Genomic DNA, 12,233 nt, shown 5'->3' with positions numbered 1-12,233 from the left:
AAAACTCGTAACCGATGTGTTTTTTTAAGTATGAATCATTATAGGGTCAAAATCAGATTTTACGTTGTGACAATTTTTCAACACTTATAAAGGAGAAAAAAATGAAACAATCCATACAAAAGAAACAAAAACGCGCGATTCCTGCCCTTTTCTGGCTGTTTGCCATTGTATTCATTCTGGCCTGTAATTTAACCAACAGTGGCGTGCAGCAACAGCCTGCATTTGACCCGACCAAGGCAGCGCTTGAGCTTCAGGCCACTACGGTGGCGCTGCAGATGACCCAGTCGGCGCTTAATGCCCAGCCTGCCGCCGTCCAGCCGACTGCGCCCCAGCGGCAGAGCAACCTGTGGCAACAACTGCGCCTGCATTGCCTCAGCCCACTGCCACGGCAGATGTGGAAGCGCGCATCCGTGCCGCGAATGTGCTCGTTTATGAGAATACAGATGAATTGAACATCGGCATGTGGGTTCAGGATGCCCTCGAAGGCATGGGCATTAAATACACTCAGACTGGTTCCTATAGTGGGCATTTCATGGAGTTTCTGAATTCCGGCAAACCCTATGACCTGATCATTGTTGATGCGGAATCAAAAGACATTATTTCTGGTGAGTTCTGGGATGTGATCAACACCCGCCTGACTCGTGACAAAGCCGCCCTGATCGCTGAAGTTTGGTATCTGGAAAGCGAAGCCAACGGTCCGATCAGCAAGATCCTAAGCGGATGCGGGGTCAGCTTCCGAAAGAGTTTTGAACTCTCCGATTCGATTTACTGGTGGGATCCTACACATCCCATTTTCAACGAACCCAATTCCGTGCTTCCGCTTTTGCACTTTGATCGCTTCTGGGCGAATGGTGCGGGGGATCAGATCCGCCTCGGTGGTTCTGGTAATGCCACCATGCTGGCGGGACTCTCAGCGAAGCAAAGCGACGAAGGTGTGCTTGCCACCTGCTATGACGGGCGAGTGATCATCCAGACCTTCTCCGACCATGATTACAAGCAGGGAGATATCATCCCGCTTTGGCAAAACTACATTCACTACACGTTGAAGAATCACTTTTTGGCTGTGCAATAAAATTGCAGATCAGCGTGGGGGTGAAGGCAAATAAGATCACTTTGAATGGGAGTGCCGACCAGGTTGGCACTCCCTGAAAAATTTAATCCAATTTTACTTACGAATACGTTCTTATTTCTAGAATATAGGTTGTTGGGGAAATTGTTGAATTTTATATGTACTACCAACTGAGCCCTGCATAATTCATGATACGCCCTTGATACGCTCATTATGTAGACTGTCTATATCGCAATTGTCTGGTTTAAGACTTTGAAATGTGAAATCTTTCGATGCATTGATGTTTTGCCCTGCAACCCAACTTCCGCGTGAACAGGTCGTTATTTTTGGGTTGAAGATGAAGTATGGCGTGAATTATCTTCCGCCCGTCGGCACCGGAACTGTATTCGCTGATGTTGGCTCGACTTACTGGGCCAAGGATTGGATCGAACAGGCTTATGTCGACGGTTTACTGCCCGCCTGCGGTTCCGACCCGGCACAGGCAAACCTTTATTCTGCCCGGGTGAATTGGTGACACGCGGCTGGGGAGCCTATGTGATCGTAAAAGCCAAGAGTCTTCCCACACCTTAGCCTCTCCGGGAGAGTGAGTTAAAAAGAGACAGTCACCTTTTCGAAAAGGTGACTGTCTCTCACCAACGATTTTCAGCTCAGGAGAAACATGATGAAAGTGGAACTTACCGAAACATTCAATTTTCCGCCTGAAGCCATTTTCACTGTCCTCGCTGATATTCCGCATCATGTGGATTGGGTGGAGGAACCGATCGAATTAACAAGCCTGATCGGCGGCCCTGCCAAACTTGGCACAAAGTGGGAGCAGAACGCCAATCGTTTCGGAAAAAGGCTATTTCTGTTGAATACATGCAATATATATGAAGCCAATCGAAAGTTTGGCTGGAAAACGGAAAAGCCTTTTCTGGCTCAGGTCACATTTTTATTGGAAGCCGACAAGGGTGTAACGAAACTTACCTGGAGTATCGAATCAGATGAGGGTGGAATCGTTCAACTCGCTGAACCTTTGTTGATCAAGCAAACCAACCTGATCATACGAAATTCATTTGCCCGTTTGAAGAAGTATCTACAATCCAGAGCATAGTAACAAAATTACACTCAACCCGTTGACATTGTGGGGGAGTTTCGATATACTGTGAAAACGCTTTCTGAAAACGCTTTCACGCATGAAAAAGACGAGAAAATACGCCACAATTTCTGATGTTGCAGAACATGCGGGGGTTTCCATCGCCACGGTGAGCCGCGTGCTGACTGGGAACACGCCTGTCATCGAGGAGACTGCCGAGCGAGTACGTGCCGCGATCGCCGAGTTGAGATTCGTTCCGCGCACGGCGGCACGCACCCTTGCCAGCCGTAAAACGAACACCATTGGCTTGATCCTTTCCGAGATTGGCGGCGCGTTTTTTCCGCACCTGCTCAAAGGCATTGAAGCGGAAGTGCGTACAGCGGGCTACGAGTTGCTGATTCACTCCACGCAGGGCGTGCGTCAACATCAACACCGCGCAGTGGGGGAACACAATACAGACGGGTTGCTCGTCTTCACCTCCAGCCTTGAACTCGATGAACTCAAACGGCTGCACAGCATGAATTTTCCACTTGTGTTGATGCATCAAACCCCACCCGCAGACTTGAATATCCCAGTCATCACCATTGAAAACAAAGACGGCGCTGAAATGCTGGTCAGTCATCTGATCGAAAAGCATGGCCGGCGTCGAATCGTTTATATGCAGGGACCCGAAGGTCACGAAGATTCGCAATGGCGCGAGCGCGGTTATCGTGAAGCGCTGGAAAAACACAATATTCCTTTTGACCCCAGCCTCGTTGTTAAAGGTGAATTCGATGAGGAACAGGCCAGTTCAACCATGCAACAAATGATCGCGGATGGGATTGAATTTGATGCGGTCTTCGCCGGGGATGATGACGCCGCGATGGGTGTGTACCGCGCTTTGAAGCTGACCAGCCGCATCATCCCTGACGATGTAGCGGTTGTCGGTTTCGATGACATTCAATTTGCCCGATACATTTCCCCCGCGCTGACGACGATCCGCGCGCCGATCGAAGAAGTGGGGCGCGAAGCTGTCCGCCAGCTGATCCACTTGTTGAACGGACAGCAGGCCCAAAGTCTGGTTTTGATGCGCACAGAGTTGGTCATCCGCAGATCGTGTGGATGTGCGCTATCCGATCATCATCAATGACCGAGGAGGTGTCGGCAAAGAGATATAGGAGAAGAAACGAAATGAAGAGTACCCATTCCATTAATCATCTCTGGAGGAGCAAATGAAAAGTAATTTCTTTAAGTTGCTGGCCGTTCTCGTGTTGACATCCCTGATGCTGACCGCATGTGGTGGGGGAGCCGCTCCCGCTGAAAAAGCCAAGGTGACGATCTTCGTAGGCTTTGGCACAGGTACCGATCCCGACCAAGTCGCTGCGCAGGAAGCGCTTGCAAAGAAGTTCAATGAATCGCACACGGACACCGAATTGGAATTTCTGATCGTCCCCGTTGAAGAATCCACGGAACGCTATCTAGCCATGGTTGCTGGCGGAAACGCCCCGCAGTTGGTGGGCCCGCATGGCATTTCCACCATTGCGAAATTCAAGGATCAATGGGAAGACGTTACGCCTTACATTGAAAAAGAGAAATATGACATGAGCGATTTCTACGGTCCTTCAACTACGCTCAATAAGTATCCCGATTTGAACGCAGGGCTGCCGCTGGGTCTGTATCCTTCCTTCATTTTTTATAACAAAGATGCCTTCGATGCTGCAGGCGTGGCGTACCCGACGCACGACTATGCCGATACTTCATGGAATATCGATGCCATGAAGGAAATGGCGATCAAGATGACATTGGATGCCAACGATAAAACTCCCGCCGATGCCGATTTTGACCCAGCCACCATCAAGCAGTGGGGCTATGCCGATACGTGGACGGATTTCCGCGGACAGATGACGATGTTCGGCGCTTCCACCAAGGGACGCCCGACCAGCGACGATTACAAGACGGCCCAGGTGAATTCTGCTGAATGGCTCTTCGGCGCGCAATGGCTGCACGATGGCGTCTTCAAGGATCATTTCATTCCTGATGCGGCAGGCCAGGGTGCGATCGATGCGGCCTCCGGCGACCCATTCGGTGGCGGTCATGTAGCCATGTGGTACAGCCATACCTGGTACATGTCTGAAGGTTTGAACGATCTGCCATTCAAATATGATATTGCCCCGTTGTTCTACAACCAGAACGGCGACCGTATTTCACGTATTCATGCTGACCTGTTCACCATGCCCAAGACCGCCAAGAACAAGGATGCCGCCTGGGAAGTGATGAAGTGGCTTGTGGCTCCCGAGCAGATCATTGATGTCTGTAAAATCTATGGATGTCTGCCTGCCCGTCAATCTTCACAGGAAGCCTACTTGAAGTATTTGAATGAACGTTATCCGGGCATTGACTATGATGTGATCTTTACTGCCATCGACTACCTGGACGATCCAAGTCACGAATCCTGGGTTCCCGAATGGGGTAAGGTCAACGATACGTTGAACAACACCCAGACCACTATTTACACCGACTCGGAAGCGGATATTGAAGCTTTGATAAACCTCACCAATGAGGATGTTCAGAAGATCCTCGATGAATATTGGGCAAGCAAGTAATTGAGTTTCCCGCTGACGTGATGAACTGCAGGGACGTAATGTCTCTGCGGCGTAAGCTAAATTGGATGGTGGAGTTTCCTTCACCATCCAATTGGAATTATTTTTTATTCTTAAGCCCAGACCGTGAAAAACGGTCTTTTTCTGGAGGCGCATGAAATCAATAAAAACGATCAGCCTCGCCCGACGCGAAGCCATGGCCGGGTATGCATTTATCATCCCGTGGATCATTGGCTTTTTGATCTTCACCATTGGTCCCATGCTGGCATCGCTTTATTTTTCGTTCACCGATTACAACATCGTGGACCCGCCGAACTGGGTTGGGTTGGATAACTATATCCGTGTGTTTTCGGGCATTCCCGAATTTTTCAGAACAGGCGATACCCGTCAATTGGGCGACCCGATCTTTTGGAAGGCGCTGCAAGTCACCATTTACTTTGCCTCGCTTGCCCTGCCTCTGAATCTCATCTTCAGTTTTTCGCTGGCGGTGCTATTGAATCAAAAGGTGCCCGGCGTGAATGTCTGGCGTACCATTTATTTTCTGCCGTCGATTATTTCGGGCGTGGCAGTTACCTTGCTTTGGATCCGCATTCTCAATCCGCGCATGGGAATTTTGAATCCGTTTTTGCAAAATGTGCTCGGCATCAATAACCCTCCGGGCTGGCTGCAGGACCCGAATTGGGCGGTCCCTGCGCTGGTGATCATGAGCCTGTGGGGGGTGGGTGGTTCCATGATCATCTACCTCGCTGGCTTGCAGGGCATTCCCACGGACTTGTACGATGCCGCCAAAGTAGACGGTGCCAACGCATGGCAGCGGTTTTGGAATGTCACCTTTCCGATGATGACTCCCGTCCTTTTTTACAACCTCGTGTTGGGCATGATCGGCACATTCCAATACTTCACTGAAGTTTACGTGGCCACCAGCGGCACAGGCGGGCCACAACGCGCCACACTTTTCTATAACTTATATCTTTATCAAAATGCCTTCCGCTATTTTGACATGGGCTATGCCTCCACTCTGGCCTGGATCCTTTTCATCATTGTGCTTGCCCTTACAGCGCTGATTTTCCGCTCTTCGGATATGTGGGTATATTACGAAGGTCAATTGAGAGGTAAACAATGAAACGGATTGCTGGCTTCTTCGGTTCGATCACTGGAAGTATAAAAGCAAGTGAGTTCCTTTTCAAAGGCATTACGACCCTTCTGCTGGCGGCGGGTGCGGTGATCATTATGATCCCGCTTGCGTTCATGGTTTCTACTTCGCTGAAGGACCCGGGCCAGCTTCGCTCGGATGCAAATACCCTGATCCCGCGCAAACCGCAGACCGTCGAGATCAATGGTGAGAAATTCAACCTGTATCAGGTCATAGTGGATGGTGTTTCGCTTGAAATGGCGATGATCAAAAAAGCCCCGGGCGGCATGGCCTTTTTTGCCGACCCAGCCAGACCCGATGAATTGATCGAACTCAAGTTGAACGAGCAGACCGCCCTTTATAGTTTCGACATCCACTGGGAGAATTACCCCGAAGCCCTGAATGCCATGCCTTTTTTCCGTTATCTGGGCAATACGCTCATCGTCACTTTTGTGGGAATGTTTGGCATGTTGTTCTCCAGCTCACTGGTGGCCTACGGATTTAGCCGTTTCCGTGCCCCCTTGGTTGAATGTGCTTTTCCTCCTCCTGCTCTCCACTATTATGCTGCCCTCGCAGGTGCGCCTGATTCCCATTTACATTTTTTATCAAAAACTTGGCTGGGTGAATACGCTTCTGCCGTTGATCGTGCCGCAGTTCTTTGCGAATGCCTACGATGTCTTCCTGCTTCGTCAATTCTTTATGACCATTCCGCTTGAATTGGACGATGCCGCCAAGATCGATGGCGCGAATCCCCTGCAGGTGCTGCTTTACATCATTCTGCCGCAGGCCCGCCCTGCGCTGGTTTCGGTGGGTATCTTCCACTTTCTTTATGCGTGGAATGATTTCTACGAGCCGCTCATCTTTCTGCACACCCGCGAAAACTGGACTCTTGCCGTCGGTTTGCAAACCTTCGATGCCCTTTACACCATCAACACGCATCTCATCATGGCGGTATCCGTGTTGATGATCTTCCCGCCGATTTTATTATTCTTCTTCAGCCAAAAGATATTCACGCAAGGCGTGGTCTTCAGCGGCGTGAAGGGATAAAGCTGAGCCGACCATAGACCATACACAGCGCTCCAAACGCGGTCATTTCACCTGAAACTTGAAACCTAAAACCTAACCTATGACAACCTACAAATTCCCACACAACTTTCTCTGGGGGGCGGCGACCGCCGCATATCAGATCGAAGGCGCCTGGAACGAAGACGGCAAAGGCGAATCCATTTGGGATCGCTTCAGTCATACCCCTGGCAAGATCTCAGATCAGAGCACGGGCGATATTGCCTGCGATCATTACCATCGCTATGAAGAAGATATCGACCTCATGCGCCGACTTGGCCTCAAAGCTTATCGCTTCTCCATTGCGTGGACACGCATCCTGCCAGCGGGGCGCGGCCGTATCAACCCAAAGGGACTCGATTTCTATGACCGTCTCATCGATTCACTCTGCGCCGCCAATATCGAACCCTTCCTCACCCTCTATCACTGGGATCTGCCGCAAGCCTTGCAAGATGAAGGCGGTTGGGAGAATCGCAATACCTGCCATGCCTTCGCCGATTATTCTGCCTTGGCGGTGAAACACTTCGGTGACCGTGTGAAATACTGGACGACGTTCAACGAACCCAGTGTCGTCGCGTTCGATGGGAATCTTTCTGGCGAACATGCCCCGGGGAATCAAGATCCGCGCATCACTTATCAGGTTGCGCACAACCTCATGGTCGCACACGGACTTGGCGTGCAAGCCATCCGCAGTGCGAATTCAAAAGTGGAAGCGGGCATCGTCCTCAATTTGTGGATGGCAGACCCCGCCACCGATAAACCCGAAGACATTGCCGAGGCCAACGCCGCGTGGGACCGCAGTGAGACCCTTTTCCTTGATCCCATCTTCAAAGGGCATTATCCGCTTGCCGCATACGACCTGGTGGGAGAGAACATGCCGAAGATCTACGATGGCGACCTGGCCTTGATCTCGCAGGAACTCGATTACGTAGGCATTAACTTTTACTCACGCAATCTTGTCAGCGCCAGCGGCAATATCGATAAAGTGCATGGTTCGGAATATACCGAAATGGGATGGGAAGTCTGTGCCCCGGCAATGCGCAGAATGCTCGTGAAGATCAATAACGAATATCGCCTGCCGCCGATCTATATCACCGAAAATGGGTCCGCGTTCAAAGATGAAGTCGGCGCTGATGGAAAAGTTCACGATCCGCGCAGGCTCGATTATTTGAAACAGCACTTCATTCAAACCCGCCTCGCCATGCAGGATGGCGTGGATGTGCGCGGCTACATGGTCTGGTCATTGATGGATAACTTCGAATGGGGACATGGCTTCACCAAGCGCTTCGGCCTCATCCGCATGGATTACGAAACTCAGAAACGTACCTTCAAAGACTCAGGCGATTGGTACGCGGAAGTGATACGAAAGAATGAAGTCTCTGGAACCTGAAGCTTGAAACCTGAAACTGGCGTTTCCTATTTTGCAAACGGCTGGCCGCATCATTTCAAACGCGACCTCGATGATATTCTCGCGCATCACTGCACGTACATCGTCCACAGTTTCAGCGAGAATGAAATGGTCTTCGCCCGCAGTCGCACCGCGCAATTTTTCAAGATGACCCGCGATGCAGGCCTCAGCTGTTGGGCGAATCCCTGGGCAGTGATGGGCCTTTTCGGCGGCGAACAATTTTCCGCATTCGTACCCCGCAACCCCGAAGCCTGCCAGATTCTTTCCACAGGCCAGCGCGCGCCCGCCGCCTGCCCCTCTGCCGATGAAACCAGAATCGCAATGAAACTCTGGATCGACATGGCGGTTGATTTTGGCGCCGATACCATTTTCTGGGACGAACCGCATCTTTACATACCAGATTGGGACGACCTGCGCTTCGCTCCTGACTCCGCCTTTGCCTGTTTCTGTCCGAGATGTAGAATCTCATTCCAGAATCGCTTCGGGCAACCCATGCCCGAAACATTGACCGCCGAAATGCGCCTCTTCCGCGAAGACCTTATGGTGAATTTTCTGGCCGAGATGATCGGCTACGCCAAAGACAAAGGTGTAAGAAATGCCATCACGTTATTACCCGTTGAAGATGAAGCCAGTGAATCTCTCCCATGGAATCGCATCGCCGACCTTCGCGGACTCGACATTTTTGGCACCGATCCATACTGGTTTTTGCACAACAAAGACTGCACAGAATACGTCTCCTCTCAAATGGAACGCACCATGCAAATTTGTGTACCGCGCCGATTAACTCCGCACTTTTGGGCGCAGGGCTTTGGAATCCCATCGGGCAGGGAAAATGAACTCGAAACAGGATTCAGCCTCGCCGTCGAAAGAGGCGCGCAATCCATCGCCATTTGGGGCATGCATGGAAATTCCGCCTGGGATGGCGCTTCCGAGAATCCTGAAAAAGTCTGGGATGTGGTTGGGAACACCTTTGGGAAATTCAGAAAATGAAAATCATTTCACTGGCTTCAGATCAACCTGCACTGATTCAACAAGCCGCGCAGATTCTTGTGGATGCCTTCAAAGATCATTCACCCGAAGCCTGGCCTGCCTTGGCCGACGGCCTGACCGAAGTGCATGAAATGCTCGCCGATGATCGCATTCTGCGTGTTGCGCTTGATGAAAACGAAACCGTCATCGGTTGGATCGGCGGCATCGAACAATACGATGGGCACGTGTGGGAATTGCATCCGCTGGTTGTGAAGCCCGGCTTGCAGGGAAACGGCATTGGCCGCGCGCTGGTGCAGGATTTTGAAGAACAGGTTCGCATGCGCGGCGCACTCACCGTCATGCTGGGCACGGATGACGAAGATAACAGGACTTCCTTATCGAACACCGATCTGTATGTGGAACCCTGGAAAAAGATCAGCGAGATCAAAAATTTTGGAAGACACCCTTTTGAGTTTTACCAAAAAATGGGTTATTGCATCACAGGTGTTGTGCCAGATGCGAACGGCGCTGGCAAGCCTGATATTTTGATGTCTAAAAAAATACCAACAAAACAGGATCAATAAAATGGAAAAACTTTTTGGCGGCATCGAGGGCGGCGGGACAAAATTCAATTGCGCAGTGGGCAACGGCCCCGAGAACATCATCGCCGAAGCGCGCTTCGCAACCACCACACCCGCAGAAACGATCGGGCAGGTCTGTGATTTCTTCGCGCCCTATGTAAATCAATTGCAGGGGATCGGTCTGGGTTCGTTTGGCCCCTTCGATGTTGATCCCGCTTCGCCAACTTATGGCTACATCACCACCACGCCCAAACCGAATTGGGCGAACGCAAATATCCTCGGCATGCTGCGTGAAAAAATCAATCTGCCTTTTGCGGTGGATATGGATGTTGTCGTTGCGGGGTTGGGCGAAGCAAAATGGGGCGCCAGCAAAAACGACAGCCACTCGCTTTACCTCACCATCGGAACGGGAATCGGCGGCGGCCACATTGTGGATGGAAAACCGTTGCGCGGACTCACCAGCCTCGAAATGGGACATATCCGCATCCCGCATAACTTTGAGCTGGATCCGTTTCAAGGGGCATGTCCGTACCACGGAGATTGCTTTGAAGGACTCGCCGCTGGCCCCGCAGTGTTGGCTCGTTTTGGTCAGCGCGGCGAAACCCTGCCTGATGATCATCCCTACTGGAATATGGAAGCAGGCTACATCGCGCATGCGTTGGTGAACTTCATTCTCTCACTTGCCCCGCAGAGGATCATCATCGGCGGCGGCGTGATGCAAAAAGATTTCATGTTTCCCGCTGTGCGCAGAAAGACGCAGGAATTGTTGAACGGCTATATTTCCCACGACATGATCCTCAATCATATTGATGAATACATCGTCCCGCCCGCGCTCGGTGGGCGTGCAGGTGAATTGGGCTGCATTGCTCTGGCAATGCAAATGGATTCATGAAAAGAATTCCAAACCTTCCAGTTGTTCACAACATGCCCTTCTCTGAAATTGACGAGAAGCGATCTGTTCTTTTGGTTACATCCGCGCCTGCCTGGAATGCGGTCAAAGCAAACCTGCGTGGACTCAACATCATCGAAACCATAGAAGTAGCTGAAGCCACAACTGATTATTGGGATAATCTTCAATCGTCAATCGCAAATCAAAAATCTGAAATCGTATATGCAGTTGGCGGCGGGCTGGTTGCTGATGCTTCCAAGTACATTGCATCCAAACTGAATCTGCCGCTTGTGGTTTTACCCACAGCGCTTTCTGTGGATGCGTTCATCACTGCCGCATCGGGCATTCGCCGCGATGGATGTGTTTATTACATGGAAACAAAAGTGCCTGAGACGCTCATTCTCGATTTGGATACCATCGCCAAAGCGCCCGCTTCGATCCGCGCGGCGGGAATTACGGATGTGATGTCGATTGCCACGGGCGCGTGGGATTGGAAGTTTGCGCACGAACGCGGAATGAATCCCGCTGGCATGGAATTCATTCCGTGGGTATATGACAACGCCCAATCCATTTTGAGCGGTGTGCTTGATTGCGCCGAAGCCGCAGGCCGCGGTGATAAAGATGGACTCAAAACTTTGTACGATTGCCTTGCGATGGAAGTGCAACTGTGCAATCAGGTCGGTCACTCGCGCCCCGAAGAGGGGAGTGAGCATTACTTCGCCTACGCCGTCGAAAACGAAATGGGACACGGCTTGCCGCATGGCGATCTGGTGGGGCCTGGAATTATGATCATGTCAAAGTTGCAGGATCAGGCTGCGGGTCCGCTTGAGGCGGCGCTCAAAGCGTGCAACATTCCATTGGACAGGATTCCGCCTGAGGTGGTCAAGCGCACATTGGCAGAACTTCCCGTGTATTGTGAAAAGCACGGGCTTGCTTTTGGGCTGGCGCATACTTTGGGGAAGCAATGATCATAACTGAAAAAGAATTTCTCGAATTCATGGATGCCAACGGATTTTTGTACGAACGATTGGAACATCCCGCTGTGTTCACCTGCGCCGAAGCGGATTTGCACCATGCGGGTGTGGAAGCGGTGAGCACCAAGAATTTATTTCTGTGCGATAAAAAAGCGCGGCGATTCTTTCTGGCGGTGACAACGTGCGAGAAGACCGTGAAACTGGATGAATTAACTTCGCAGTTGGGCGTGGCTCATTTGCGTTTTGGCTCGGAAGAAAACCTGATGCGCCTGCTCGGCGTGACGCGCGGCTCGGTGACGATGATGGGCCTGGCGAATGATTCTGAACACGCCGTTGAGTTATGGATCGATGATGAAATCTGGCGCGGCGAACAATTTCTTTGTCACCCGCTGGTGAATACGGCGACGCTGATTCTTTCAAAAGCAGAGTTGCAGCGGTTCTTCGCATTGACAGGACATGCTCCGAAATTTTTCAAGGAATGAAAGGAAGTTGAAT

15 protein-coding genes are annotated in these 12,233 nt (G+C 51.1%); 14 read left to right on the top strand and 1 reads right to left on the bottom strand.

Features of this window, described 5'->3' with window-relative positions; translation table 11 throughout:
• Positions 1-101: 101 nt before the first annotated feature.
• From IPI86_RS16810 to IPI86_RS16780, 7 genes are all read left to right on the top strand, one after another.
• The gene (locus IPI86_RS16810) at positions 102-452 is read left to right on the top strand and encodes a hypothetical protein (protein WP_345299168.1); all 351 of its coding nucleotides are present in this window, start codon (positions 102-104) and stop codon (positions 450-452) included.
• On the top strand, positions 347-1,072 hold the full coding sequence (locus IPI86_RS16805; protein WP_345299167.1) for a hypothetical protein: 726 nt from the start codon (positions 347-349) through the stop codon (positions 1,070-1,072). Before IPI86_RS16810 ends, IPI86_RS16805 begins: the two co-directional genes overlap by 106 nt.
• A gap of 256 nt (positions 1,073-1,328) precedes the next feature.
• Positions 1,329-1,583 carry a hypothetical protein gene (locus tag IPI86_RS16800; RefSeq protein ID WP_345299166.1) on the top strand — a complete coding sequence of 85 codons (255 nt, stop codon included), beginning with the start codon at positions 1,329-1,331 and terminating at the stop codon, positions 1,581-1,583.
• 144 nt (positions 1,584-1,727) lie between these two features.
• Positions 1,728-2,162, top strand: coding sequence for an SRPBCC family protein (locus IPI86_RS16795; protein ID WP_345299165.1), 435 nt, complete (start codon positions 1,728-1,730; stop codon positions 2,160-2,162).
• 82 nt (positions 2,163-2,244) lie between these two features.
• Entirely contained in the window at positions 2,245-3,273 is a 1,029-nt protein-coding gene (locus IPI86_RS16790) for a LacI family DNA-binding transcriptional regulator (RefSeq protein ID WP_345299164.1), read from the top strand.
• An 82-nt stretch (positions 3,274-3,355) separates the two neighbouring features.
• Entirely contained in the window at positions 3,356-4,726 is a 1,371-nt protein-coding gene (locus IPI86_RS16785) for an extracellular solute-binding protein (RefSeq protein WP_345299163.1), read from the top strand.
• Positions 4,727-4,877: 151 nt separating this feature from the next.
• Positions 4,878-5,846, top strand: a complete 969-nt coding sequence (locus IPI86_RS16780; RefSeq protein ID WP_345299162.1) for a sugar ABC transporter permease — start codon at positions 4,878-4,880, stop codon at positions 5,844-5,846.
• Here IPI86_RS16780 and IPI86_RS16775 read toward each other — a convergent pair.
• The gene (locus tag IPI86_RS16775) at positions 5,825-6,232 is read right to left on the bottom strand and encodes a hypothetical protein (RefSeq protein ID WP_345299161.1); all 408 of its coding nucleotides are present in this window, start codon (positions 6,230-6,232) and stop codon (positions 5,825-5,827) included. The two genes, IPI86_RS16780 and IPI86_RS16775, sit on opposite strands and share 22 nt — an antisense overlap.
• Before the next feature lie 25 nt (positions 6,233-6,257).
• Here IPI86_RS16775 and IPI86_RS16770 point away from each other — a divergent pair, with 25 nt between their 5' ends.
• The 7 genes from IPI86_RS16770 to IPI86_RS16740 all read left to right on the top strand — a co-directional run bounded on the left by IPI86_RS16770 (position 6,258) and on the right by IPI86_RS16740 (position 12,220).
• Positions 6,258-6,902, top strand: coding sequence for a carbohydrate ABC transporter permease (locus IPI86_RS16770; protein WP_345299160.1), 645 nt, complete (start codon positions 6,258-6,260; stop codon positions 6,900-6,902).
• Positions 6,903-6,981: 79 nt separating this feature from the next.
• Complete coding sequence (locus IPI86_RS16765) at positions 6,982-8,307, top strand: GH1 family beta-glucosidase (protein WP_345299159.1); 1,326 nt, start codon at positions 6,982-6,984, stop codon at positions 8,305-8,307.
• 3 nt (positions 8,308-8,310) lie between these two features.
• Positions 8,311-9,315: a hypothetical protein gene (locus IPI86_RS16760; RefSeq protein ID WP_345299158.1), complete on the top strand. Its 1,005-nt coding sequence runs from the start codon at positions 8,311-8,313 to the stop codon at positions 9,313-9,315.
• On the top strand, positions 9,312-9,878 hold the full coding sequence (locus tag IPI86_RS16755) for a GNAT family N-acetyltransferase (RefSeq protein ID WP_345299157.1): 567 nt from the start codon (positions 9,312-9,314) through the stop codon (positions 9,876-9,878). The genes IPI86_RS16760 and IPI86_RS16755 overlap by 4 nt, the downstream gene beginning before the upstream one ends.
• 1 nt (position 9,879) lies before the next feature.
• Positions 9,880-10,767, top strand: coding sequence for an ROK family protein (locus IPI86_RS16750; protein ID WP_345299156.1), 888 nt, complete (start codon positions 9,880-9,882; stop codon positions 10,765-10,767).
• Positions 10,764-11,732, top strand: a complete 969-nt coding sequence (locus IPI86_RS16745) for an iron-containing alcohol dehydrogenase (RefSeq protein WP_345299155.1) — start codon at positions 10,764-10,766, stop codon at positions 11,730-11,732. Before IPI86_RS16750 ends, IPI86_RS16745 begins: the two co-directional genes overlap by 4 nt.
• On the top strand, positions 11,729-12,220 hold the full coding sequence (locus IPI86_RS16740; protein WP_345299154.1) for a prolyl-tRNA synthetase associated domain-containing protein: 492 nt from the start codon (positions 11,729-11,731) through the stop codon (positions 12,218-12,220). The genes IPI86_RS16745 and IPI86_RS16740 overlap by 4 nt, the downstream gene beginning before the upstream one ends.
• Positions 12,221-12,233 lie beyond the last annotated feature (13 nt).

The organism is Candidatus Villigracilis affinis (assembly GCF_016705895.1).
GTDB lineage: Bacteria > Chloroflexota > Anaerolineae > Anaerolineales > Villigracilaceae > Villigracilis > Villigracilis affinis.
This window is presented reverse-complemented; position numbering and strand designations above follow the sequence as displayed.